Source organism: Mycobacterium sp. 852002-51613_SCH5001154 (assembly GCF_001667425.1).
In the GTDB taxonomy this organism is placed as follows: Bacteria; Actinomycetota; Actinomycetes; order Mycobacteriales; family Mycobacteriaceae; genus Mycobacterium.
Genome location: NZ_LZII01000083.1, coordinates 398,771 through 421,610, shown reverse-complemented (window position 1 = coordinate 421,610; position 22,840 = coordinate 398,771). Strand labels below are relative to the sequence as shown.

25 protein-coding genes and 1 pseudogene are annotated in these 22,840 nt (G+C 69.3%); 5 read left to right on the top strand and 21 right to left on the bottom strand.

Features of this window, described 5'->3' with window-relative positions:
- Positions 1-236 precede the first annotated feature (236 nt).
- Positions 237-731: pseudogene (locus A5750_RS23905) on the top strand (M23 family metallopeptidase); the annotation flags it as partial.
- Between the two features lie 17 nt (positions 732-748).
- Here the strand turns inward: A5750_RS23905 and A5750_RS23900 are convergent.
- Genes A5750_RS23900 through dprA form a run of 4 tightly spaced genes read right to left on the bottom strand, consistent with a single transcriptional unit; the run spans position 749 to position 4,926 of the window.
- Positions 749-1,645, bottom strand: a complete 897-nt coding sequence (locus A5750_RS23900; RefSeq protein WP_066952617.1) for a tyrosine recombinase XerC — start codon at positions 1,643-1,645, stop codon at positions 749-751.
- A 33-nt stretch (positions 1,646-1,678) separates the two neighbouring features.
- On the bottom strand, positions 1,679-2,842 hold the full coding sequence (locus A5750_RS23895) for a lactate 2-monooxygenase (RefSeq protein ID WP_066952616.1): 1,164 nt from the start codon (positions 2,840-2,842) through the stop codon (positions 1,679-1,681).
- Positions 2,843-2,875: 33 nt separating this feature from the next.
- Complete coding sequence (locus A5750_RS23890) at positions 2,876-3,727, bottom strand: siderophore-interacting protein (protein WP_066952614.1); 852 nt, start codon at positions 3,725-3,727, stop codon at positions 2,876-2,878.
- 32 nt (positions 3,728-3,759) lie between these two features.
- Positions 3,760-4,926 carry a DNA-processing protein DprA gene (gene dprA / locus A5750_RS23885; RefSeq protein WP_067266165.1) on the bottom strand — a complete coding sequence of 389 codons (1,167 nt, stop codon included), beginning with the start codon at positions 4,924-4,926 and terminating at the stop codon, positions 3,760-3,762.
- Positions 4,927-5,039: 113 nt separating this feature from the next.
- Here dprA and A5750_RS23880 point away from each other — a divergent pair, with 113 nt between their 5' ends.
- Entirely contained in the window at positions 5,040-5,315 is a 276-nt protein-coding gene (locus A5750_RS23880; RefSeq protein WP_066952610.1) for a DUF4190 domain-containing protein, read from the top strand.
- 14 nt (positions 5,316-5,329) lie between these two features.
- On the opposite strand, the gene A5750_RS23875 is transcribed toward A5750_RS23880, so the two are convergent.
- The 4 genes from A5750_RS23875 to A5750_RS23860 all read right to left on the bottom strand — a co-directional run bounded on the left by A5750_RS23875 (position 5,330) and on the right by A5750_RS23860 (position 9,206).
- Positions 5,330-6,841: a YifB family Mg chelatase-like AAA ATPase gene (locus A5750_RS23875; protein WP_067266162.1), complete on the bottom strand. Its 1,512-nt coding sequence runs from the start codon at positions 6,839-6,841 to the stop codon at positions 5,330-5,332.
- Entirely contained in the window at positions 6,841-7,218 is a 378-nt protein-coding gene (locus A5750_RS23870) for a YraN family protein (protein WP_066952605.1), read from the bottom strand. Before A5750_RS23870 ends, A5750_RS23875 begins: the two co-directional genes overlap by 1 nt.
- Positions 7,219-7,332: 114 nt before the next feature.
- Positions 7,333-8,151 (bottom strand): formate dehydrogenase accessory sulfurtransferase FdhD, encoded by an 819-nt coding sequence (gene fdhD, locus A5750_RS23865; protein WP_066952603.1) that lies wholly within the window; start codon positions 8,149-8,151, stop codon positions 7,333-7,335.
- 74 nt (positions 8,152-8,225) lie between these two features.
- The gene (locus A5750_RS23860; protein WP_066952601.1) at positions 8,226-9,206 is read right to left on the bottom strand and encodes an SDR family oxidoreductase; all 981 of its coding nucleotides are present in this window, start codon (positions 9,204-9,206) and stop codon (positions 8,226-8,228) included.
- 275 nt (positions 9,207-9,481) lie between these two features.
- Here A5750_RS23860 and A5750_RS23855 point away from each other — a divergent pair, with 275 nt between their 5' ends.
- A complete protein-coding gene (locus A5750_RS23855) occupies positions 9,482-10,240 on the top strand; it encodes a GAF and ANTAR domain-containing protein (RefSeq protein WP_066952704.1) in 759 nt (252 codons plus the stop codon).
- Positions 10,241-10,244: 4 nt separating this feature from the next.
- Here the strand turns inward: A5750_RS23855 and A5750_RS23850 are convergent, their stop codons facing one another.
- The 4 genes from A5750_RS23850 to rplS all read right to left on the bottom strand — a co-directional run bounded on the left by A5750_RS23850 (position 10,245) and on the right by rplS (position 12,641).
- The gene (locus A5750_RS23850; RefSeq protein WP_046184425.1) at positions 10,245-10,550 is read right to left on the bottom strand and encodes a DUF2469 domain-containing protein; all 306 of its coding nucleotides are present in this window, start codon (positions 10,548-10,550) and stop codon (positions 10,245-10,247) included.
- 4 nt (positions 10,551-10,554) lie between these two features.
- On the bottom strand, positions 10,555-11,349 hold the full coding sequence (locus tag A5750_RS23845) for a ribonuclease HII (RefSeq protein ID WP_066952599.1): 795 nt from the start codon (positions 11,347-11,349) through the stop codon (positions 10,555-10,557).
- 2 nt (positions 11,350-11,351) lie between these two features.
- Positions 11,352-12,230 carry a signal peptidase I gene (lepB, locus tag A5750_RS23840; RefSeq protein WP_066952597.1) on the bottom strand — a complete coding sequence of 293 codons (879 nt, stop codon included), beginning with the start codon at positions 12,228-12,230 and terminating at the stop codon, positions 11,352-11,354.
- A 69-nt stretch (positions 12,231-12,299) separates the two neighbouring features.
- Positions 12,300-12,641, bottom strand: a complete 342-nt coding sequence (gene rplS / locus A5750_RS23835) for a 50S ribosomal protein L19 (RefSeq protein ID WP_066952595.1) — start codon at positions 12,639-12,641, stop codon at positions 12,300-12,302.
- 353 nt (positions 12,642-12,994) lie between these two features.
- On the opposite strand from rplS, the gene A5750_RS23830 reads away from it, so the two are divergent.
- Positions 12,995-13,963, top strand: a complete 969-nt coding sequence (locus A5750_RS23830; RefSeq protein WP_066952593.1) for a hypothetical protein — start codon at positions 12,995-12,997, stop codon at positions 13,961-13,963.
- On the opposite strand, the gene trmD is transcribed toward A5750_RS23830, so the two are convergent.
- The 5 genes from trmD to A5750_RS23805 all read right to left on the bottom strand — a co-directional run bounded on the left by trmD (position 13,960) and on the right by A5750_RS23805 (position 16,569).
- Positions 13,960-14,664, bottom strand: a complete 705-nt coding sequence (gene trmD, locus A5750_RS23825) for a tRNA (guanosine(37)-N1)-methyltransferase TrmD (RefSeq protein WP_066952591.1) — start codon at positions 14,662-14,664, stop codon at positions 13,960-13,962. The genes A5750_RS23830 and trmD overlap by 4 nt on opposite strands.
- Positions 14,661-15,182: a ribosome maturation factor RimM gene (gene rimM, locus A5750_RS23820; protein ID WP_066952589.1), complete on the bottom strand. Its 522-nt coding sequence runs from the start codon at positions 15,180-15,182 to the stop codon at positions 14,661-14,663. Before rimM ends, trmD begins: the two co-directional genes overlap by 4 nt.
- 17 nt (positions 15,183-15,199) lie before the next feature.
- Positions 15,200-15,442, bottom strand: coding sequence for an RNA-binding protein (locus A5750_RS23815; protein ID WP_003878715.1), 243 nt, complete (start codon positions 15,440-15,442; stop codon positions 15,200-15,202).
- 5 nt (positions 15,443-15,447) lie between these two features.
- A complete protein-coding gene (rpsP, locus tag A5750_RS23810) occupies positions 15,448-15,972 on the bottom strand; it encodes a 30S ribosomal protein S16 (protein ID WP_066952587.1) in 525 nt (174 codons plus the stop codon).
- Between the two features lie 177 nt (positions 15,973-16,149).
- Positions 16,150-16,569: a nuclear transport factor 2 family protein gene (locus A5750_RS23805; protein ID WP_066952585.1), complete on the bottom strand. Its 420-nt coding sequence runs from the start codon at positions 16,567-16,569 to the stop codon at positions 16,150-16,152.
- A 57-nt stretch (positions 16,570-16,626) separates the two neighbouring features.
- On the opposite strand from A5750_RS23805, the gene A5750_RS23800 reads away from it, so the two are divergent.
- Positions 16,627-17,502: a D-alanyl-D-alanine carboxypeptidase family protein gene (locus A5750_RS23800; protein WP_066952583.1), complete on the top strand. Its 876-nt coding sequence runs from the start codon at positions 16,627-16,629 to the stop codon at positions 17,500-17,502.
- Here the strand turns inward: A5750_RS23800 and A5750_RS23795 are convergent, their stop codons facing one another.
- The 4 genes from A5750_RS23795 to ffh form a co-directional block, all read right to left on the bottom strand.
- On the bottom strand, positions 17,503-18,111 hold the full coding sequence (locus A5750_RS23795; RefSeq protein WP_066952581.1) for a TetR/AcrR family transcriptional regulator: 609 nt from the start codon (positions 18,109-18,111) through the stop codon (positions 17,503-17,505).
- 1 nt (position 18,112) lies between these two features.
- Positions 18,113-19,942, bottom strand: a complete 1,830-nt coding sequence (locus A5750_RS23790) for an amidohydrolase family protein (protein ID WP_067266159.1) — start codon at positions 19,940-19,942, stop codon at positions 18,113-18,115.
- 69 nt (positions 19,943-20,011) lie between these two features.
- The gene (locus tag A5750_RS23785; RefSeq protein WP_156659462.1) at positions 20,012-21,091 is read right to left on the bottom strand and encodes an amidohydrolase family protein; all 1,080 of its coding nucleotides are present in this window, start codon (positions 21,089-21,091) and stop codon (positions 20,012-20,014) included.
- A 98-nt stretch (positions 21,092-21,189) separates the two neighbouring features.
- On the bottom strand, positions 21,190-22,746 hold the full coding sequence (gene ffh / locus A5750_RS23780; protein WP_066952577.1) for a signal recognition particle protein: 1,557 nt from the start codon (positions 22,744-22,746) through the stop codon (positions 21,190-21,192).
- Positions 22,747-22,840 lie beyond the last annotated feature (94 nt).

Sequence of the window (22,840 nt, the reverse complement as noted above, 5' to 3'; positions counted from 1 at the left end):
GCCCGGCATCGGGTGAAGCCGGGCCCTGGCGCCTGCTGCGATGCCGGACCCTGTTAAGGGACCGCCCGGCACGCGATGCGAACTCCTGGTGGAACTAAGGAGACGCGGGGCGGACGCGCGAAGTCAGCCCGCGAACGAGCTGCGACCAGGAGTTTACACCGACTCAGCTGGTGGTTTTGCACAGCACCGGCCCGCCCTGAGTGGTGCCGCCGCAGGCGGGGCGATGAACTGAGCCGATGCGACGGGTTTTGCGGCTGATGCTGTGCCTGGCGGTGCTCAGCGCGGTGCCCGCGGTTGCGGACGACGCTCGCCTGGATTGGCCGTTGCGACCGCCGCCGGCCCTGGACGGGCAAGCCCGCGGATTCGACGCCCCGTCACCGGACTGGAAATCGGGGCATCGGGGCGTGGATCTGCCCGGGGCTGCAGGTCAGCCGGTGTATGCGGCGGGCACCGCCACTGTGGTGTTCGCCGGGCAGCTGGCGGGGCGGCCGGTGGTTTCGCTGGCCCACCCGGGCGGGCTGCGCACCAGCTACGAGCCGGTCCGGGCGGCGGTGCGGGTGGGCCAACCGGTGACGGCCCAGACCGTCATCGGCTCGTTGCAGGCCGGACATGCCGGCTGCCGGGCCGCGGCCTGTCTGCACTGGGGCGCGATGTGGGGTCCGGCGTCGGGCGCCCACTACGTCGATCCGTTGGGTTTGGTGAAGTCGACGCCGATCCGGCTCAAGCCGCTGCGGGGTTGAGGGGGGCGTCACGCCCGCGGATGGGCCTGATCGTGCACCGCCCGCAACCGCGAGACGGCGACATGGGTGTAGAGCTGGGTGGTCGCCAGGCTCGAATGGCCGAGCAGTTCCTGCACGACGCGCAGGTCGGCGCCGCCCTCGAGCAGGTGCGTGGCCGCGCTGTGCCGCAGGCCGTGCGGGCCCATGTCGGGCGCGCCGTCCACCGCCGACACCGTCTCGTGCACGACGGTGCGAGCCTGGCGGACGTCGAGCCGCCGCCCTCGCGCACCCAGCAGCAGCGCCGGCCCCGACGCGGCGGTCACCAGGGCGGGCCGCCCCTCGTCCAGCCAGGCGCGCAGCGCCTCGGCGGCCGGCGTCCCGAACGGCACGGTGCGCTGCTTGTTGCCCTTACCCAGGACCCGGATCAGCCGATGCCCGGCGTCCACATCGTCGAGGTCCAGGCCGCACAGTTCGCTCACCCGGATTCCGGTGGCATAGAGCATCTCGACGATCAGCCGGTCTCGCAATGCCATCGGATCACCTTGCTGGGCACCGGATTTCGCGGCTGCCATGGCGTCGAGCGCCTGGTCTTGGCGCAGCACCGCCGGCAGGGTGCGGTGCGCCTTGGGCACCTGTAGCCGGACCGCCGGGTCCGCGGCCAGCAGGCCGCGCCGCGCGGCCCACGCGGTGAACGCCTTGACCGCCGAGGTGCGACGGGCCAGCGTCGTGCGAGCGGCGCCGGCGGCGCCCGAGGCCGACAACCACGAGCGCAGCAGGGACAGGCTCAATCCGTCCAGCCCTGCATTGCGGTCGTCGAGAAAGGCCAGCAGCGAGCGCACGTCGCCGAGGTAGGCGCGGCGGGTGTGCGCCGACCTGCCGCATTGCAGCGACAGGTATTCGTCGAACTCCTCGAGGATGGCCTCCACGCCTGCAACGTTCGCAGGAGCCGGGGACCTGAATCAGTCGACGCGCCGAAGTGTGTCCGGGGTGAGATCTTTGAGCAGCGGATATCCGTCGACGGCCATGATCAGGTCGGCTTCGGCCAGCAGCGAACGCAGGACGTGCACGATGCCGTCGACCCCACCGAGCGCCAGGCCATACGCGTACGGGCGGCCGATGCCCACCGCGGTCGCGCCCAGCGCGAGCGCCTTGACGATGTCGGCGCCGCTGCGGACCCCGGAGTCGAACAGCACCGGAAGACCGTCGGCGGCCTCGACCACGCCCGGCAGGCAATCGAGCGCGGGCAGGCCGCCGTTGGCCTGGCGGCCACCGTGGTTGGAGCAGTAGATGCCGTCGACGCCGCCGTCCTTGGCGCGCCGGGCGTCGTCGGGATGGCAGATGCCCTTGATGATGAGCGGCAGCTTGGTCAGCGACCGCAGCCAGGGAAGGTCGTCCCACGTCAACGGATTGCCGAACGTCGTGATCCACTGCAGCACAGTGGCTTGCGGGTCCTCCTCGGGCGGCCGCGGCAGGCCGGCGCGAAAGACCGGGTCGCTGGTGTAGTTGCTCAGGCATAACCCGCGCAACTGCGGAAAGTTTGCCGTGCGGAGATCGCGCGGACGCCACCCGGGAATCCAGGTGTCCAGGGTGACGATGATGCCCCGGTAGCCGGCGGCCTCGGCCCGCTGCACCAGGCTGGCGGCGAGCTCGCGATTCTTCGGCGTGTACAGCTGGAAAAAGCCCGGGGTGTCGCCGAACTGGGCGGCGACGTCTTCCAACGGGTCGGCGGTCAGGGTGGAAACGACCATCGGAACGCCGGTGACCGCTGCGGCTTGCGCGGTGGCCACGTCGCCGTGGCCGTCCTGAGCACAGATGCCGATGACACCGATCGGGGCCATGAACAGCGGCGACGGCAACGTCAGGCCGAACATCTCTACCGACAGGTCACGCTCGGCGGCGCCGACGAACATACGGGGCATCAAGCCCCAGCGGTCGAACGCCTCGCGATTGGCCCGCTGGGTGCGCTCGTCGCCGGCACCACCGGCGACGTAGGACCACACCGACGGCGACATGGCCCGCTCGGCCCGGGCCTCCAGCTCCGCGAAGGCCATCGGCAGCGCGGGCGCGATCCCGCCCAGGCCCTTGAAGTAGATCTCGTTCTGGTAGTCCCCGAAATGCGCCATGGGAGTAGAGGATGCCAGCCGGCGTTCAAGCCGCTAGGAGGCCCCGGCCTCCGCCTCGGCCAGTTCCTTCTTCCATTGCCGGAACGTCTCTTCGGTGCGGCCGCGACGCCAGTAACCCGAGATGGACGACGCCCACCTGGCGTCCACGCCGCGCTCCTTGCGGATGTAGGGCCGCAGATTGTGCATGACGCTTTGCGCCTCGCCGTGAATGAAGACGTGCACCTGACCGGGAAGCCACGGCGTGGTGGTGACCGCCTCGATGAGCGGGGCGTGGTCGCCCGCGCGGTCCTCGGGGACCAGATCGGCCCGCCCGCCGCGATAGACCCAATGCACCTCGACGCCTTCCGGTGCGGTCAGCGGAATCTCGTCTTCCTGGCCCGCCACCTCGATGAACGCCTTACCAACGGCGCTGGCGGGCAACGCTTCCAGCGCCGCGGCGATGGCCGGAAGCGCCGATTCATCGCCGGCCAGCAGATGCCAATCGGCGGCGGGATCGGGTGTGTAGGCACCGCCGGGGCCCATCAGGTAGATCCGCTGGCCGGGCTGGGCCGCCGCGGCCCACTGGCCCGCGACCCCGTGCTCGCCGTGCACGACGATGTTCAGCGTGATTACGCCGGCCGCCGCGTCCACGTGCCGGACGGTCATGGTCCGGACCGACGGCCTCTTCTCGGGGGGCAGGCCGGCGAAGCTGTCCAGGGTCAGCGGCTGGGGCAGGTCCGCGACGTCGATGTCGTCGGCGACGAACGCCAACTTGACGTAGGAGTCGGTGAATTTGCTGGGCACGAAGGCGTCGAAGTCCTTGCTGCCCAGCACGACCGCGACCATGTGCGGTGTGAGCTCCTTGGTATCGACAACCTCGAAGCGTTGCAGAGGTCGACCCGCCACTTGTCCTCCTGTCCCCGCCCGACCCCCGTCGACTATACGAGCCGCGTCGTCGATGCAGCTTGACCCCTTGCGGCCCGCACAAGTCGCCACTTGCCCTCCTGGCGCTGCACCAACCCAGCCAGCTCGAGGATCGCCAGCGGCCCCAACACCCGCTCGGGCGCCAGCCCCGACGCGACCGCGAGTTGCTCGACGGTTGCGTCGCCGCGGCCCGGCAGCGCCTCGTACACCCGGCGCTCATCGTCGCTGAGCCCGTCGAGCGCCGTCGCCGGGCGCGGTTCCTCGGCCGCCAGCTCGCCGATGCGGCCGATCAGCTCGACGATGTGGTCGGCCCGGGTCACCAGTTCGGCGCCGTTGCGCAGCAGCGCATGGCACCCCGCCGACGCGGACGACGTCACGGGCCCGGGCACGGCGGCCACCACCCGCCCCAGCGCCCTCGCCCAGGCGGCCGTATTCGCGGCGCCGCTGCGCAAGCCGGCTTCCACCACCACCGCGGCCCCCGCGACGGCGGCCACCAGGCGATTGCGGGTCAGGAATCGGTGGCGGGCCGGCCGAACACCGGGCGGGTATTCGGTGAAAAGCAGCCCGTGTTGCCCCACGCGGTGCAGCAACGCCGTGTGGCCACTCGGATAGGGGATGTCGAGCCCGCCGGCGAGAACGGCCACGGTGATGCCGTCCGCGTTCAGCACCGCCCGGTGCGCCGCGCCGTCGATGCCGTAGGCGCCACCGGAGACGACCGCGACCTCGCGTTGCGCGAGCCCCGCCGCGAGGTCCTCGGCCACCTGCTCGCCATAGGCCGTCGCCGCGCGAGTGCCCACCAGGGCGGCGGCGCGGTGCGCGACCTCGTCGAGCCGGGTCGGGCCCTGCGCCCACAACACCATCGGCGCCCCGCCGCGAGCTTTCGCCGGGGCATTCCCGAACGCGGCGAACGCCAGCAGCGGCCACTCGTCGTCGTCGGGGGTGATCAACCGTCCGCCCCGGCGGGCGAGCAGCTCGAGGTCGGCGGCGGCACAGTCGATTTCGCGCCGCGCTTCGGTGTGCCGCGCCAGGCCGTCGTCCACCAGCCTGCGGCGGACTCGGTCGGCCGCCTCCACCGGACCAACACGGCGCACCAGGGTGGCGAGCTCGGTGCAGGGCGGCTCGGCCACCCGGGACAGGTATGCCCAGGCGCGCAGCACGGGATCGTCGACCGCGGTCAGCATCGCCGTGTTCCGGGGTCCAAGAATTCGCCAAGGATCCGTATAGGCCCGTACGGGAATGTGTTGTCGTCGACCCCCATTCGCCGTCGCGCAGCCGGCACGGAACGGAGCGAACAATGATCGTCTGCCAGCCGACCCAGCTCGCCGCGCCCGCCCGCCCCGTAAACCCGTGGGCGGTCGCCGCGTTCGCTTTGAGCCTGGTCAGTTGGTGCGGCTTGCCCATTCCGATCCTGAGCGGCGCCCTCGCGTCCGTGGCGCTGCGCGACATGGAACAGCGCGGTGAGGGCGGCCGCGCGATGGCCCAGTTCGCCAGGGCGTTCGCCATCCTGGTGACCGTCGCGATCGCGGTCCGGGGCGGGCACAACGACTGGCTGGCGAAGGCGTACTGGTGACCCGGATACGACGCTCATCGCTGCGCTCCCGGCTGCCGGAAGCTGAGCGCGGCCGCGACCTCCGCGGGCCCGGGCGACACCCCGCCGGCCAAGTCGGTCAGGCTCCACGCGACCCGCAGGGTTCGGTCCAGGCCGCGGATGCTGAGCAGCCCCCGGTCCAGCGCTTTCTGTAGCGGCGTCATCGCGGCGTTGCCCGGCCGGAACTTGCGCCGCAACAGCACCCCGCTGACCTCGGCGTTGGTGCGGAATCCGTGCGGTGACCACCGCTCGGCCGCGGCCGCGCGGGCCTGCGCCACCCGCTGGCGAACCTGTGCCGTCGATTCGGCTTCGGTGCCCGAGAAGGCGCCCGCGCGCACCGCATGCATCTCCACCCGCAGGTCCACCCGGTCGAGCAGCGGCCCGGACAGCTTGCCCAGGTAACGACGCTTGACCGCCGCCGCGCAAATGCAGTCCTGCGGATCGGCGGGCGCGCACGGGCACAGGTTGGCCGCCAACACCAGTTGGAACCGGGCCGGGTAACAGGCCACCCCATCGCGTCGGGCGAGCCGAATCTCCCCGTCTTCCAATGGCGTTCGCAATGCCTCCAGCGCGCTGACGCTGATTTCGGCGCATTCGTCGAGGAAGAGCACCCCACGGTGCGCGCGGCTGACCGCGCCCGGGCGCGCCATGCCCGAACCGCCGCCGACGAGCGCCGCCACGCTGGAGCTGTGATGTGGCGCCACGAACGGCGGCGTGGTGATCAGCGGCGTGTCCCCCGATAGCAGCCCCGCCACGGAGTGGATTGCGGTGACTTCCAGCGACTCGCTCTCCGACAGCGGCGGTAACAGGCCCGGAAGCCGTTGCGCGAGCATGGTTTTGCCGACGCCCGGCGGGCCGGTGAGCATGAGGTGATGCGACCCGGCGGCGGCGACCTCCACCGCGAAGCGAGCCTGCGTCTGCCCCACCACATCGGAGAGATCAGTCGCGGCCTCGGGTTCGGTGGCCGTCGCGGTGATCCTGTTTTCCAGGGCGGCGGACCCGCTGAGCCACTTCTGCAGCTGCCGCAGCGTGCGCACGCCCCAGACGTCGATGCCGTCGACCAGGCTGGCTTCAGCCAGGTTGTCCACCGGGACGACGACGGCCGGCCAGCCGTCGCGTTTGGCGGCCAGCAGCGCCGGCAGTACGCCGCGCACCGGACGGACCCTTCCGTCCAGCGACAGCTCCCCCAGCAGCACCGTCTTCTCCAGGCGGTCCCACGGGTTCTTGCGTTGCGCCGACAGGACGGCCGCGGCCAGGGCGATGTCGTAGACGGAGCCCATCTTGGGCAGCGTCGCCGGGGACAGCGCCAGCGTGAGCCGCGCCATCGGCCAGCTGTTGCCGCAATTGGCCACTGCCGCCCTGACCCGGTCGCGGGACTCCTGCAGGGCGGCGTCGGGCAGACCCACCAGATGCACGCCCGGCAGTCCAGAGGTGATGTCGGCTTCGATCTCCACGATTTGGCCGTCCACCCCGCGCACGGCGACCGAGAACGCGCGACCCAGCGCCATCAGCCGATCCCTTGCAGATGGGTGATTTCGGGTGTGCGCCGGCGCCCGATCCGCACCCGGATCACGTCGATCCGTAGCGCCGCCCAGCGCTCGTCCTGGCCGGCCAGCCACAGGCCGGCCAGTCGGCGCAGCCGGCGAACCTTACGCTCGGTGACCGCGTAAGCCAGCCCACCGTAGCCGTCCCCGGTACGGGTTTTCACCTCGACGAACACCACCGTGTGGGTGGCCTCATCGCAGGCGATGGCGTCGAGTTCGCCGTATCGGCAACGCCAGTTGCGTTGCAGGATCGACAATCCCATCCTCTTCAGGTGATCCACGGCGAGCGCCTCACCCATCGCCCCGAGTTGGGCCCGAGTCAAAGTCGTTTCGGTCGTCATGGGAGCCAATGTGCTCGAGGACCCCGACACGGCGTGCCGCAGCGACGCCTGCGACCCATCCGCGACGGCCGGTTATCCCCAGTGCCGGCTACATCCACAACTGGCCGCAAACTACTAGCCGATGCGGTCCGCCCTGGTGTAGATGTTCATCGAGTCCTCGCGCAGGAACGCCACCAGCGTGATGCCCGACTCCTCGGCCAGCGAGACCGCCAGCGACGACGGCGCGGACACGGCGGCCAGCACCGGAATCCCGGCCAGCACAGCTTTTTGCGTCAACTCGAAGGAGGCCCGCCCACTGACCAGCAGCACCGAGCCGACCAGCGGCACCCGCCGATGTTCCAGCGCCCAACCGATGACCTTGTCGACCGCGTTGTGCCTGCCGACGTCCTCCCGCACCGCCAGCATGGTGCCGTCGACGCCGAACAGCGCCGCGGCGTGCAGCCCGCCGGTGCTGTCGAAAACCTTTTGCGCCGAACGCAATTGGGCCGGCATCGCCTCGAGCGCGGCCGCCTCGACGGTGGCGGGGTCCGCGCCGGGCGAGAAGCGGCCGATCAGCCGCACGGCGTCCAGCGAGGCCTTGCCGCACACCCCGCACGACGAGGTGGTGTAGAAGTTGCGGGTCACGTCGAGGGTCGGCACCGTGACGCCGGCGGCCAGTGTCACGTCGAGGACGTTATAGGTGTTCGTGCCCTCGACGGCGCCGTCGCAATACCGGATGGTCAGCACGTCGTCGCGGCCGGTGATGATCCCCTCGGTGAGCAGAAAGCCTTGGGCCAGTTCGAAATCCGCGCCCGGGGTGCGCATCGTCACGGTGACCGCCGCGCCGTTCACCCGGATCTCCAGCGGCTCCTCGACGACCAGCGTCTCCGGCCGGCTGATCGCTTTCCCGGCGGTGAGATGCTTTACCCGCCGGCGCGCAGTTACGTGCCGCACTAGGCGAATTCACCGTCAGCCGGGCTCGCGGCGGAACGCTGGAACCTCACGCAGCCAAACTACCCTGGTCGGCGTCACACCGCCGAAGCCAGCGCCCTCAGGGTTTCCGCCGACGAGTGCACCGGCCGCCAGCCCAGCTGGGTGCGCGCTTTGGTGGTGTCCATGACCATCGACGTGCGCGCGGTGTGCAGCCATTCCAGCATGGACGGGACCAGCGGCACCCGCGACAGCGCCGCCGACGCCGCCGAGGCCGCGACGGCCGGCACCCGCACCGGGCGACCGCCCAGCGCCCTGGCCACATCCCCCACCGTCACCACGCCCTCCCCGGCGATGTTGTACGCCCCGGGCGGCGCCGGGGTGGTGGCCGCCAGCGCAATCGCGCTCGCGACGTCGTCGTGGTGCACCAGCTGTAACGGGATGCCCGGGTCCGGGACGACCGGCTTCAAAATCGGCACCGCCTTGACCACGGCGCGCATCGGGCCCGGCAACTGGTTCCACGGCATGGCGTCGGCCAGGACGGTGGCATTGGGCCCGGCGACGATGCACGGCCGCAATACGAACACCTCGAGGGGCGAGTCCTTGGTGATCTCGCCGAGCAGCGCCTCGCACGCCGCCTTCTGCGCGGAGTAGTAATGCTCGTCGGAGCCCCGAGCCGGGACGTCCTCGGTCAGCGGGTCCGGGTTGTCGCCGTGATAGCCGTAGGCCGCCACCGACGAGGTGTACACCAGGCGCCGCGTCCGCTCGCTGGCGACCGTCGCCTCGAACACGTTGCGGGTGCCCTGCAGGTTGATGCGGGCACTCTCTTCCCGCGACCCCATGATGATGAAGGCCAGGTGGATGACCACGTCGGCCTGCGCCACCAGCGCGTCGACAGCCTCGCGGTCCAGGATGTCGCCCTGCTGATAGGTCGTCTTCTGCCAGCCGCGCGAAGACGGATCGAACGGCCGGCGCGCCATCCCGACGATGGCGTCCACGGCGGGTTCACGCTCCAGCGCCGTCACCGCAGACATGCCGATCTCGCCGGTTGGCCCTGTCACCGCGACGGTAATTCCCACTTGAAGGCTTTTTCCCGCCGGGCGCCCGCCGAAACCCCCGGTGGGAAATGTCACCAACGGGCGCCGCCGCGAGCGCCCCGATTCGTGCGTGCAAGGTGCTGGGGTACCCGTATTGTCAGCGGGTGCTTTCGCCGGTCCGGGGACTGGCGGCCGAGGCGCATAGGATTCGTCGCAATAGCACCGAACAGCGTGTGAGGGTCGCGCCCAGGACCGATAATCTACGGCGATCGAAACGCGGGGTCAGACTGCGGAATGCGCAGGGAATGAGGCACAACATGGCGGACGAATCGACGGCCGCAGGCAGGCCGACGCCGGGCGGGGAAATGGCCGACCCCGGGACGGTGTTCGCCGCGCTGGCCGAGATCATCTACCAGGGCTCGGACGCCGGCCAGATGTACGCGGCCATCTGCATCGCCGCCACCATGGTCGTGCGCGGATGCGACCACGCCAGCCTGTTGGTGCGCGACGGCGACCGCTACGTCACCGTGGGCGCCAGTGACCAACTGGCGCGGCAGATCGACGAGCTGGAACGGCGTTCGGGGGACGGTCCGTGCATCGACGCGATCGAGGAGGAGACCCCCCAGATCGACCCGGACCTGACGACGCCGTCGCTGTGGCCGCAGCTGGCGAAGGTGCTGGTGGCGGAAACCCCGGTGCGCGGGGCGATGGGCTTTCGGCTGTTGGTGGACAAACGCAAAGGCGCTGCGCTCAACCTGTTCAGCGACACACCCAACGTGTTCGACGCCGAGTCGGCCGGGCGCGCGGCGGTGCTGGCCGCGTTCGCCAGCGTGGCCATCAATGCGGTCGCCAAGGGCGAGGACGCCACCAGCCTGCGCCGCGGATTGCTGAGCAACCGCGAGATCGGCAAGGCGGTCGGCATGTTGATGCTGCTCCACGACATGACCGAGACGCAGGCGTTCGACCTGCTGCGGCGCCATTCCCAGACGCTGAACATCAAGCTGGCCGATGTGGCGCGGGAGGTCATCGATAGACGCGGCCAATTGCCGCCCGCCGAAGAGCAGGAGAACGACTAGCTCGCTACTCCGGCAACCGCAGCTCGGGCTTTTCCACCTCTTCGATGTTGACGTCCTTGAACGTCACCACCCGCACCTGCTTGACGAACCGGGCCGGGCGGTACATGTCCCACACCCAGGCGTCGGACAGTCGCAGCTCGAAGTACACCTCGCCGTCGGCGTTGCGGGGCACCATCTCCACGCTGTTGGCCAGGTAGAAGCGCCGCTCGGTTTCGACGACGAAGCTGAACTGGCCGACGATGTCCTTGTATTCGCGATACAGCGAGAGCTCCATCTCGGTTTCGTACTTTTCGAGATCCTCGGCACTCATCTGTTCAGACGTCCTTCTCGGAGAAACACTTCCCCGGCGTTCCGCCCGGGGAATCCTGGCCCCATCTTTCCTCACCGATATCCGCCGCGCGCGGGCGAGGGTCCGGTCGGCATTCGGCCACGACGCGGCCGCCCAACCCTGCTGACCCTATGGCCACGCGCCGGACATTGATGAACGAGTGGCGGTGTTCGGGGCAGGGACCCAGCCGCGTCAGCGCCGTGCTGTGCGCCGGTGTGCTGTAACCCTTGTGTTCGGCGAAGCCGTAGCCCGGGTGGTCGGCGTCCATGGCGACCATCAGCCGGTCCCGGCTGACCTTCGCCAGCACGCTGGCCGCGGCGATGCACGCCGCCACCGCGTCGCCGCCGATGACCGGGAGCGACGGCACCGGCAGGCCGGGCACCCGGAATCCGTCGCTGAGCACATAACCGGGCCGCAGCGACAGGCCGGCCACGGCGCGGCGCATGCCTTCGATGTTGGCGACGTGCACGCCGCGCCGGTCCACTTCGGCCGGGGGGATGAACACGACGTGGTAGGCCAGCGCGTAACGACGGATCAGCGGGAACAACTTCTCCCTGGCACTCTCGGTGAGCTTTTTCGAATCATCAAGCGCAGCAAGGCTTTCCAGGCGGCCAGGCCCCAGCACGCAGGCCGCCACCACCAATGGGCCCGCGCAGGCGCCGCGGCCGACTTCGTCCACGCCGGCGACCGGCCCCAACCCGCTGCGATACAGCGCGGATTCCAGGGTGCGCAATCCCGACGATTTGCGGATCACCGTCCGCGGCGGCCACGTCGTGGTCATGGCTACTGATGCTGCTGCGGGTTCACCGAAGACACGCCACCCCATCGCCCGGGCGGCCACACGATGAACCTCGCCTTGCCGATCACGTTGGACACCGGCACGGTCCCCGACGCGGGATCGCCCGTGCACAACACGCCCTTGAGCGCCTCGGTCGGGACACTGTTGCAGTGGGCGCGGGAATCCGCCGAGTGGGTCCGGTTGTCGCCCATCACCCACAGCCGCCCCTGCGGAACGGTGACCGGCCCGAACTCGCTGCCCAGGCACGGATACACCGACGGGTCGGCCATCATGGTGGCCGGATCCAGGTAGGGCTCTTTGAGCGGCTTGCCGTTGACCGTCAAGCCGGTGTCGGCCCGGCACTGCACCGTCTGCCCGCCGACGGCGATGACCCGCTTCACCAAGTCGTTTTCGTCGGGAGGCACGAAGCCGATGAAGGACAGCGCATCCTGTGCCCACCGCAGCACGGTGTTGTTGGACCGGATCGACTTGTACCCCAGGTTCCAGGAGGGCGGCCCCTTGAAGACGATGACGTCACCGGGGCGGGGTGACTCGAAGCGATAGCTGACCTTGTCGACCATGATCCGGTCACCGACACAACCGGCGCAGCCGTGCAGCGTCGGCTCCATCGATTCCGACGGGATCAGGTAGGGCCGTGCCACGAACGTCAACATGACGTAATAGAGGGCCACCGCGATTACCGCCAGCAGCGCGAATTCCCGCAGCGTGGATCGCTTGGTGCGCTCCGGCGTGTCCTCGTCGGGCGCCTCTCCCGGTTCGGGGACCTTCGGCGACTCGCCTTCGGGCGTGTCCGGGATTTGAGTGGAGACCTTCGGCTCTGACTGGGCGGACTGGGGCTCAGATGAGTCCGTGGGTTCGGTCACGAGATCAGAGTAGCCAGCGCAGATTGTGGCGCGCTAAACCGACCGTGACTGCCGCCCGGCCGTCCCAGCTCAGCGCTTTTCCTTGATCTTGGCCTTCTTGCCGCGGAGCTCACGCAGGTAGTAGAGCTTGGCGCGGCGGACATCTCCACGGGTCACCACCTCGATGTGGTCGATGTTCGGCGAATGCACCGGAAACGTCCGCTCGACGCCGACGCCGTAGCTCTCCTTGCGCACGGTGAAGGTCTCGCGGACGCCGCCGCCCTGTCGACGGATCACCGCGCCCTTGAACACCTGGATACGCTCCTTGGCGCCCTCGATGACCTTGACGTGCACGTTGATGGTGTCGCCCGGGCCGAAAACGGGGATGTCGTCGCGCAGCGACGCTTGGTCGACGAAGTCCAGGCGGTTCATCTGAGAAGACACTTCCTTGCGGTCGCGGCCTGCGGCAACAGCTCTCACCTGCACGTGAGGCAGTCGCCAAGCCGATGGTTTGGGGCAACTTGGGCGTATCTCGCAGCAGGCAAGAAGCGGCCCGGCCGGCCTGGAACCGCTGGAGACAACTGGTCAATTGTGCCAGACAGGAGGCTTGCCACGAAAATCACAGCGTCGGAGGCGGTTCGCAACGAGCCGAAAACGCTGGTGAATGGTACATATGACTGGGGCCAGAACGCGCTACCCGACCTTGCGTAATGGCCGGGACAGGTGGCGCGATGCGGCCCACACCAGTGCGCTTGGGTGCGTCGGAGCCACGTCGGAGGAGAGGAATGCGCGTTCGGCCGCTGATTTTGTTCACCGCCACAGCGGCGGTGGCGTTGATCGTGGCCGCCGGATGCGAGGCGAAGGTACAGGCCAACGTATATAGCCTCCCGGTCTACGTCACGCCCGACCGAGGCCTGCGCCAGCCGCCCCCGCAGTCGGCCGAGGTCCTGCTCGAGGCGGTCAAGCCACCGCAGCCCGAACTGCAGCTGACCGCCCCGGGGCCCGTCGGCCTGCAGGCGCGGGTGCAGCAGGCAACCGACGAAGCCGCCGCCGGCGGAGCCGCCCTCTCGGTGGCGATCCTCGATCGCAAGACCCACCAGCTGGTCTCCACCGGCAACAGCCAGGTCATCGGCACCGCGTCGGTGGCCAAGCTGTTCATCGCCGACGACCTGCTGCTGCACGAATCGGAGGGCAAGGCCGCGCTGACCGCCAACGACCGCCAGGCGTTGGACATCATGTTGCAGTCATCCGACGACGGCGCGGCCGAGAAGTTCTGGGGCCAGGGCGGCGAGAACGCCATCATCACCGCGGTCGCGGCCCGCTACGGGCTCACGTCGACCACCCCGCCCAGCGACGGACGCTGGTGGAACACCATGAGCACGACGACCGACCTGATCCGCTACTACGAGATGCTGCTCGACGGGTCGGGCGGGCTGCCCGCGGACAAGGCGAAGATCATCGTCGACGACCTGGCCCAGTCCACGCCCAACGGGCTGGACGGCTACCCGCAACGCTTCGGCATCCCGGAGGGTCTGTACGCCGAACCGGTGGCGGTCAAGCAGGGCTGGATGTGCTGCATCGGCAGCGACTGGATGCACTTGTCGACCGGGGTGATCGGCTCGGACCGTCGCTACATCATGGTGGTGCAGTCGCTGCAGCCCTCCGACGACGCCACCGCCCGCGACACCATCACCCGGGCGGTCAGGACGATATTTCCCGAGGGCCGAATCGACCCGTTGGGGCGCGGGCTCTAATCTTCTTGCCCGGGCTCGTCCAGCAGCTCCGGGCGTCGTTCGCGGGTGCGCTGCAACGAGACCTCCCGGCGCCAGGCGGCGACGCGCGCGTGGTCGCCGGATAACAACACCTCGGGAACGTCGAGCCCGCGCCAGCTCGGCGGCCGGGTGTAGCTGGGCCCCTCCAGCAGCCGGTCCAGCGCCGGGGAGTGCGAATCCTCGCGATGCGACGCCGGATTGCCGAGGACGCCCTCGAGCAGGCGCACCACGGCTTCGATCATCACCACCGCCGCCGACTCCCCACCCGGCAGGACATAGTCGCCGATCGAGACCTCCTCGACGCGCATCCGCCGGGCGGCATCCTCGATGACCCGCTGGTCGATGCCCTCGTAGCGGCCGCACGCGAACACCAGGTGCTCCTCGGCGCTCCATCGCTGGGCGTCAGCCTGTGTGAACAACGCACCAGCGGGGGTGGGGACAACCAAAACGGTTTGCTCCGAGCAGATCTCGTCCAGCGCTTCGCCCCACACCGGGGCCTTCATCACCATCCCGGGACCACCGCCGTACGGCGCGTCGTCGACCGAGCGATGCACGTCGTGCGTCCACCGACGCAGATCGTGCACCCGCAGGTCGACCAGCCCCGACTGAATTGCCTTGCCCGGCAACGATTGTCGCAACGGGTCGAGGAAGTTCGGGAAGATCGTGACGACGTCGATTCTCATGCGAGATCCAGCAGGCCCTCGGGCGGATCGATCTCGACACTGCGGTCGTCGAGCGACACCGACGTGACGATCGCGCCGACGAACGGCACCAGTACTTCCCCACCGTCGCCTCGGCGCACCGCCAACAACTCACCCCCGGCGGTGTGCAACACCTCGGCGACGACACCGACGTCCTGGCCCGCAACCGTCCGGACGTGCAGCCCTTCGAGTTGGTGGTCGTAGTAGGTGTCCGGCTCATCAATGGGGGGCAAATCAGCGGAATCGACGACGAACAGGGTGCCGCGCAGCGCGTCGGCGGAGTCCCGGTCGGCCACCCCGGCCAATCGCAACAGCAGCCGCCCGCCGTGCTCGCGCGCGCTCTCGACTACGAAGTCACGTTCTTCACCACCGCGGGATGGCTTGCCCCGCAGGGTGTTACCCGGCGCGAAGCGGGTCGCCGGGTCGTCGGTGCGGATCTCGACGACGACCTCGCCGCCGATCCCGTGCGCTTTCGCGACGCGCCCGACGGTCAACTCCAACGGAGCTCCATCAGCGGCTACTGGTCGGTGTCCACCACGTCGACGCGGATACCGCGGCCACCGATACCGGCGACCAGCGTGCGCAGCGCAGTCGCGGTGCGACCCCCGCGACCGATCACCTTGCCCAGGTCGTCGGGATGGACGTGGACCTCGACCGTTCTGCCACGGCGGCTGGTCACCATGTCGACCCGGACGTCGTCGGGGTTGTCGACGATCCCACGGACCAGGTGCTCCACTGCGTCAACGACGACGGTGCTCACGTCGGTCAGCTTTCGGCGCTCGGCGCGGCCTGCTCGCCGCCCTCGGCGGCCGTCTCCGCCGGCGCGGCCTCAGCGGCCGGCTCCGCCGGCGTCTCGGGGGCAGCCGCCGCCTCTGGCTCGGCGGCCTTGGCGGCCTTCTTCGCCGGCGCCTTCTTCTTCGGCTTCGCCGCCTCGGTGGTGGGACCGCCCTCGGCCTCGGCCAGCGCGGCGTTGAACAGCTCGAGCTTGCTGGGCTTCGGCGGGGCGACCTTCAAGCGGCCCTCGGCGCCCGGCAGGCCCTTGAACTTCTGCCAGTCGCCGGTGATCTTGAGCAGCTTGAGGACGGGCTCGGTGGGCTGAGCACCCACGGACAGCCAGTACTGCGCGCGCTCGGAGTTGATCTCGATGAGGCTCGGGTCTTCCTTCGGGTGGTAGCGGCCGATGACCTCGATGGAGCGACCGTCGCGCCGCGTCCGAGCGTCGGCGACGGCGATGCGGTACTGGGGATTGCGGATCTTGCCAAGCCGGGTCAGCTTGATCTTCACAGCCATGGTTAAGCGGGTTCTCCTGTGTGTGTCACGCTGCAATTCAGCGATCGGGGCGGGGATGCCCGGATCCGGTTTTGCCTCGCGTGTATGACCACGAAGCGATGCGTAATCGCTCGGCGGACAGCCGCCCATTGTGCCAGACCAGGGCGCCGCCCCAGAAATCGCGGCGGCGGCCGCCGCCTACATGACCTTCTGGAAGACCTTGGTCTCGACCCGACGGGTCATCCGCCAGCCGTCCGGCGTGCGGACGAACTCGTCGTCGTACCAGAGCCCGCAGAACAACACCTGCTCCTTGTCCCCGCCGAGCACCATCGGGTTGAAGCAGATCACCCGCGACGAGGCCTTATCCCCGTCGATGCGCACCGAGAAGTTGCCGAGCATGTGCGCGTACACCGGGAAGTTCGGCAGCACCTCCGACAGCCACTTCTTGACCTCCGGGTAGTGGCCCTCGATGCCGCCGAGGGCGGTGTAGTCGATGTACGCGTCTTCCGTGAACACCTGGTCGAGATCGTCGAATCGGCGCTGGTCAATGGCGGTGGAATAGTCCACCAGAAGCTGCTGGATCTCTAAGCGGTCGGAAATCTCGGCCAGGCTCAACATGCATCGGACAGTACTGAAATCGACGCCGAACAGGCCCGGAAGTTAGACTTTCCGGCCATGCGCAAGGTCATGGCCGCAGCGGCGGCCCTGCTCACGGTGGGTGCGTACGGGGCAACCGTCCCCACGGCCCGGGCCGACAGCATGCAGCCGGTGGGCTCGGTGCCGATCCCGGACGGCCCGGCCCAGACCTGGATCGTCGCCGATCTCGACACCGGCCAGGTGCTGGCCGACCGCGACCAGAACGTGGCCCACCCGCCGGCGAGCACGATCAAGACGCTGCTGGCCCAGGTGGTCCTCGACTCGGTGAGCCTGGACTCCACCGTCGTCGCCGACACCGCCGACACCCAGGTGGAGTGCAATTGCGTCGGCATCAAACCGGGCCGCACCTACACCGCACGTCAGCTCCTCGACGGCCTGCTGCTGGTCTCGGGTAACGACGCCGCCAACACGCTGGCGCACATGCTGGGCGGGCCCGAAGTCACGGTCGCCAAGATGAACGCCAAGGCCGCCTCGCTCGGCGCGACGAGCACCCATGCCGCGACGCCGTCCGGGCTCGATGGGCCAGGCGGATCCGGGTCATCGACCGCGCACGACCTGGCCGTCATCTTCCGCGCCGCGATGGCCAACCCGGTGTTCGCGCAGATCACGGCCGAGCCGTCGGCGATGTTCCCCGGCGATAACGGCGAACACCTCATCACCAATCAGGACGAGCTGTTGCAGCGCTACCCCGGCGCGATCGGCGGCAAGACCGGGTTCACCAACGCGGCCCGCAAGACCTTTGTCGGGGCCGCCGCCCGCGGTGGCCGTCGGTTGGTCATCGCCATGATGTACGGGTTGATCAAAGAGGGCGGCCCGACGTACTGGGACCAGGCGGCGACGTTGTTCGACTGGGGATTCGCCCAAGGCCCGCAGTCCAGCATCGGCTCGCTGTAGCTATTCCGCCAGGCCCGCGTCCCCCGCCGCCGCGGACAGCAGCGTCATCAGCATCGGGATCCGTTGCTCGGCGATCTGCGGCTGCGGCAGCACCCCCTCCACCACCGCGGCCCCGTCGAACACGTTGGTCAGCAACGCGACCAGCACCGGGAACGTTTCCTCGGGGAAGCTTTCGGCCCCGGGCAGCGTACGGGCGGCGTCGTGAATCTTCGCCGAGTACTGGCGCAGCTCGGTTTGCAAAGTGGCCCTGAGCTTTTCGTCGGTGCGCGCGGCGACCAACAGCTCGTAGAGCACGGCATTGCTCGGGGCGGCGGTGATGTCGCGGAGTATCGCCAGGGCGGCTTCGAGCGCCGGCCGATCGGCCGGGATTTCGGCGACCCGCTTGGTGAACGTCTCGAGCTGACGACGCAGCACCTCCGACGCCGTGGCGGCCATGAAGTCGCCCATCGTCTCGAAGTGCCGGAACAGGGCGCCCACCGACACCCCGGCGCGCTTGGTGATCACGGCCGCCGACGCTCGGGCGTATCCGACCTCGATGATGGTGGCGATGCAGGCGTCGAGAAGCCGTCCCACGGTCTCTTCCCGACGCTGCTGCTGGGTTCTGGCCACGTCAGCCCCCGATTCTCAGGGCGCTCCGGCCCCGGTGTCGCTGGCCCGCGCGCAGGTAGCGGCCCGACTTCAAGGTCCGGCCGTAGCCGTCCCTGAACTGCCCCGCGCGGAAGACGACGGCCCCGCCCACACCGGTCGCGACGACGGCGTCGTCGTTGCGATTGACCATGCGCCGCAAGCCCCCGTAGAACGGCACCTCCTCCTCGTAGTAGCCCTCGACCGTTTCGTTGAGGCCGGCCGGGTCGATCACCACGAAGTCCGCGCGGTCGCCCTGCCGCAGCGTGCCGGCGTCGACGCCGAACCACTCCCCCAGTTCGCCGGTCAGGCGATGCACCGCCTGCTCGATGGGCATGAACGGTGCGCCCGCCCGGGAGGCGTCCCGAGCCCGCTTGAGCAGCTTGATCGGGAAGTTGTAGAAGGCCATGTTGCGCAGGTGCGCACCGGCATCCGAGAAGCCCATGTGCACGCTGCCCTCATTGGCGAGCGCGTTGAGCAGCTTGGGGCGGTGGTTGGCCACGACGGTCGTCCACCGGACGTTGCGTTCGCCGTTCTCGACGAGCACGTCCAGGAATGCGTCGAGCGGGTGCAGCTTGCGCTCGTCGGCGATGGCCCCAAAGCTCTTGCCTATCAACGACTCGTCGGGGCACTCGACGATGACCGCGTCGTGGAAGTCGCGGTGCCACAACGACGGTCCGAGTTTGATCCGGTCGAACTCCTTGCGGAACTTCCGGCGGTATTCCTTGTCGGCAAGTAACTCGTTGCGCTCCAACTGGTCCCGCAGGTGCAGGGCGGCCGTTCCGGCGCCGAATTCCTCGAAGACCGGCAGATCGATTCCGTCGGAGTACAACTCGAACGGCACCGGCAGATGCTGGAATCGCACATGAGAGCCCAGCAGCTTGTTCAGCAAGCGGGTCCCCGGGCCGAAGACGTATACCGACAGCGGCATCGACTTGGCATCGGCGGATACCAGCATGCTCATGCGAACGCCCTTGCCGCGGTTGAGGATCCGGCTACTGGCCAGGAAGAAGAGCATTCCGGACGACGGCTTCGCCACGTTGGGCGCGCTCTGCAGCATGCGTCCGCGCTTGCGCAGCACCTTGATGAGCCGGCGGCGCTCGCGCCAGGTCGCGAAGGTGGACGGCAGCGCCCGCGACCGGAATCGCTCACCGTCGAGCTTGTCGATGGCCGCGTCCATCCCCGACATGCCGAGCACCCCGGCGTCGAGCGCCTCCTCCAGCAGGGCCGCCATCTGCTCCAGCTCGGCGGGGGTGGGCGTGACGGTGGCGTCGGTGGCCCGATCGAGCCCGAGAACCGCCGTCCGCAGGTCCGAATGGCCAAGCAGCGAGCCGACATTCGGCCCGAGCGGCAGGGCGTCGATGGCCTTGATGTATTCCGCTGCGGTGGACCACGTCTTGTTCTGCAGGGCGCCGTAGACGAACTCGCGCGGCACGGCTTCGACGCGGCTGAACAGGTCGGCGGCGTCCTCGGAGCTGGCGTAGACCGTCGACAACGAGCAGTTCCCGAGCAACACGGTGGTGACACCGTGCCGCACGGACTCCCGCAGGCCCGGATCCAGCAGCACCTCGGCGTCATAGTGGGTGTGCACGTCGACGAAGCCGGGCACGATCCACTTGCCGGCCGCGTCGATCACCTCGGGGCAGCCCGTCTCGTCCAGCGGCCCGTCCGACACGGTGGCCACCACGCCGTCGCGAATACCCAGCGTGCGGGTCTGCGGCGCGCTGCCGGTGCCGTCGAACCACAGCCCTTCGCGAATGATCACGTCGTAAGCCACTTTTGCCTCCAGTTGTCGTGGTGACATGGACCGTAACATAGATAGCAAGCACTCGCAATCTTTTCCGGAAGCCGGCGCGGCAACCCCGTGAACAGGGCCGATTCCGGGCTACGTCGGCGAGCGGAACACCTTGCCGCGCAAAATCACCAGGTCCGGACGGTGCAGCGCGGCCGGGCTCGACCGCGGATCGTCCGCGAAGCACAGCAGGTCGGCGGAAGCGCCGTGATCGAGGCCGGGGCGGCCCAGCCAGCGCCGGGCGTCCCAGCACCCCGCGCCCAACGCATCGGTCGGGCTCATGCCGATGCCCTTGAGCGCTTCGATCTCGTCGGCGATGCGCCCGGGCGCGACCATGGTGCCGGCGTCACTGCCGGCGTAGATCGGCACGCCCGCATCACGGGCCGCGGCGATCCGCGACAGCCCGCGTGCATGCAGGTCGCGCATGTGGGCGGCGTAGGTCGGATACTTCCCGGCCGCGGCGTCGGCGATACCCGGGAAATTCTCGACGATGTTGACCAGCGTGGGGACCAGGACGGTCCCGTGCTCGACCATCAGCGCGATGGTGTCATCGGTGAGGCCGGTGCCGTGCTCGATGCAGTCGATGCCGGCCCTGACCAGGCCCGGCAGCGCGTCCTCACTGAAGACGTGCGCGGTGACCCGGGCGCCATGGGCATGTGCGGTGTCGATGGCCGCCTTGAGCACGTCGTCGGACCACAGCGGTGCGAGGTCGCCGACGCTGCGATCGATCCAGTCGCCGACCAGCTTGATCCAGCCATCGCCGCGCCGCGCCTCTTCGGCCACCGCCTCGGGCAGTTGCCACTCGTCTTCCAGCTCGCGCGAGAAACCCGCCGCATACCGCTTGGGCCGGGCCAGATGTTTTCCGGCCCGGATGATGCGCGGCAGATCCTCGTGGTCGTCGAGGCTGCGGGTGTCGGTCGGTGAGCCGCAGTCCCGCAACAGCAGCGCACCGACGTCGCGTTCGATCTCGGCCTGGGCGATCGCCTCGTCGAGCCGAATCTCGCCGTGCTCGCCGAGCCCGACGTGGCAGTGCGCGTCCACCAGGCCCGGGATGATCCAGCCGCCGTCAAAGACGGTGTCGGCCCCCGCGACCGGTTCGGTGCTGATGCGCCCGCCGACGATCCACAGCTCGGTTGGGGTCTCGTCCGGCAGCCCAACACCTCGCACGTGCATGCGCACAGCGGGTCAGTTTCGTCGGGTCCGACGGTGACGACCTGGGGGCACCTCCCGCTTGCGGGGGACTTCGCCCGGCTTCGCCGCGCTCGCGATCGTCACGACTTGCCTGGGAACTTGAGTTTGGACAGGTCGAAATCCGCCAGCCCGGGCGGCAGCTCGTTGAGGCCTTCCGGCATGTGCGAAAGGTCCGGGAATCCGGCCGGCATGCCCGGCATCCCGGCGCCGAGCGGGTTCCTGGCCTTGGGCGGCGTCGGGCCCCGCCCGCCCTTCTTGCCCTTCTTGCCCTTGCCGCCCTTGGCCTTTCGGGTCGCCGACTTGCGCCCCATGCCGGGGATGCCCATGCCGCCGAGCATCGACGACATCATCTTGCGGGCCTCGAAGAACCGGTCCACCAGCTGGTTCACCTCGGACACCGAGACGCCGGACCCGTTGGCGATGCGCAGCCGCCGGGAGGCGTTGATGATCTTCGGGTCGGCCCGCTCTTGGGGCGTCATGCCGCGGATGATGGCCTGCAGGCGGTCGAGTTGCTTGTCGTCGACCTGTGCCAGCGCGTCCTTCATCTGCCCGGCGCCGGGAAGCATGCCCAGCAGGTTGCCGATCGGACCCATCTTGCGGATGGCGAGCATCTGCTCGAGGAAGTCCTCCAGCGTCAGCTCGCCGGTGCCGATCTTGGCGGCGGCGGCCTCGGCCTGCTCGGCGTCGAAGACCTGCTCGGCCTGTTCGATCAGGCTCAGCACGTCGCCCATGCCCAGGATGCGGCCGGCCATCCGGTCGGGGTGGAAGACGTCGAAGTCCTCCAGCTTCTCGCCGGTGGAGGCGAAAAGGATTGGGACGCCGGTCACCTCGCGCACCGACAACGCGGCGCCACCGCGGGCGTCACCGTCGAGCTTGGTCAATACCACCCCGGTGAAGCCGACGCCCTCGCGGAACGCCTCCGCGGTGGTCACGGCGTCCTGCCCGATCATCGCGTCCAGCACGAACAGCACTTCGTCGGGATTGACGGCGTCGCGGATGGCCGCGGCCTGGGACATCAGCTCGTCGTCGATGCCCAGCCGGCCGGCGGTGTCGACGATGACGACGTCGTGGTGCTTCGCCCGGGCCTCGGCGAGCCCCGCCGCCGCGACCGCGACCGGGTCACCGGGCCCCGATCCGGGGGACTCGCCGGGATGCGGCGCGAACACCGGTACCCCGGCGCGCTCACCGACGACTTGCAGCTGGTTCACGGCGGCCGGCCGCTGCAGGTCGCACGCCACCAACAGCGGAGTGTGCCCCTGCCCGCGCAGCCACGCGGCCAGCTTTCCGGCCAGCGAGGTCTTACCGGAACCCTGCAGACCGGCGAGCATCACAACGGTCGGCGGCGTCTTGGCGAACGCCAGCTGGCGGGTTTCCCCACCCAGGATGCCGATGAGCTCTTCGTTGACGATCTTGACGACCTGCTGCGCCGGGTTGAGGGCGCCGGAGACCTCGGCACCCCGGGCGCGGTCCTTGATCCGGGTGACGAACGCGCGCACCACGGGCAACGACACGTCGGCTTCCAGCAGCGCCAGCCGGATCTCGCGGGTGGTGGCCTCGATGTCGGCGTCGGTCAGTCGACCCTTGCCGCGTAGTCCCTGAAGTGCACCGGTCAACCGGTCGGACAGCGATTCAAACACCCCGCCAGCCTAGTGGTAGTCCAGCCCGGCCGGCTTGGCGCCGCCCATCGACCGCGACACCGCAACTACGCACACGACGCGCCGATAAAGGTGT

What these genes read in the sequence shown, in the direction of transcription:
- A5750_RS23895 (WP_066952616.1), bottom strand. Translation starts at nt 2,842, where the DNA reads ATGGCGCATTTCGGGGACTACCAGAACGAGATCTACTTCAAGGGCCTG.
- dprA (WP_067266165.1), bottom strand. Translation starts at nt 4,926, where the DNA reads ATGCTGACCGCGGTCGACGATCCCGTGCTGCGCGCCTGGGCATACCTG.
- A5750_RS23880 (WP_066952610.1), top strand. Translation starts at nt 5,040, where the DNA reads ATGATCGTCTGCCAGCCGACCCAGCTCGCCGCGCCCGCCCGCCCCGTA.
- A5750_RS23875 (WP_067266162.1), bottom strand. Translation starts at nt 6,841, where the DNA reads ATGGCGCTGGGTCGCGCGTTCTCGGTCGCCGTGCGCGGGGTGGACGGC.
- A5750_RS23870 (WP_066952605.1), bottom strand. Translation starts at nt 7,218, where the DNA reads ATGACGACCGAAACGACTTTGACTCGGGCCCAACTCGGGGCGATGGGT.
- A5750_RS23855 (WP_066952704.1), top strand. Translation starts at nt 9,482, where the DNA reads ATGGCGGACGAATCGACGGCCGCAGGCAGGCCGACGCCGGGCGGGGAA.
- A5750_RS23850 (WP_046184425.1), bottom strand. Translation starts at nt 10,550, where the DNA reads ATGAGTGCCGAGGATCTCGAAAAGTACGAAACCGAGATGGAGCTCTCG.
- A5750_RS23845 (WP_066952599.1), bottom strand. Translation starts at nt 11,349, where the DNA reads ATGACCACGACGTGGCCGCCGCGGACGGTGATCCGCAAATCGTCGGGA.
- rplS (WP_066952595.1), bottom strand. Translation starts at nt 12,641, where the DNA reads ATGAACCGCCTGGACTTCGTCGACCAAGCGTCGCTGCGCGACGACATC.
- A5750_RS23830 (WP_066952593.1), top strand. Translation starts at nt 12,995, where the DNA reads ATGCGCGTTCGGCCGCTGATTTTGTTCACCGCCACAGCGGCGGTGGCG.
- trmD (WP_066952591.1), bottom strand. Translation starts at nt 14,664, where the DNA reads ATGAGAATCGACGTCGTCACGATCTTCCCGAACTTCCTCGACCCGTTG.
- rpsP (WP_066952587.1), bottom strand. Translation starts at nt 15,972, where the DNA reads ATGGCTGTGAAGATCAAGCTGACCCGGCTTGGCAAGATCCGCAATCCC.
- A5750_RS23805 (WP_066952585.1), bottom strand. Translation starts at nt 16,569, where the DNA reads ATGTTGAGCCTGGCCGAGATTTCCGACCGCTTAGAGATCCAGCAGCTT.
- A5750_RS23800 (WP_066952583.1), top strand. Translation starts at nt 16,627, where the DNA reads ATGCGCAAGGTCATGGCCGCAGCGGCGGCCCTGCTCACGGTGGGTGCG.
- A5750_RS23790 (WP_067266159.1), bottom strand. Translation starts at nt 19,942, where the DNA reads ATGTTACGGTCCATGTCACCACGACAACTGGAGGCAAAAGTGGCTTAC.
- A5750_RS23785 (WP_156659462.1), bottom strand. Translation starts at nt 21,091, where the DNA reads ATGCACGTGCGAGGTGTTGGGCTGCCGGACGAGACCCCAACCGAGCTG.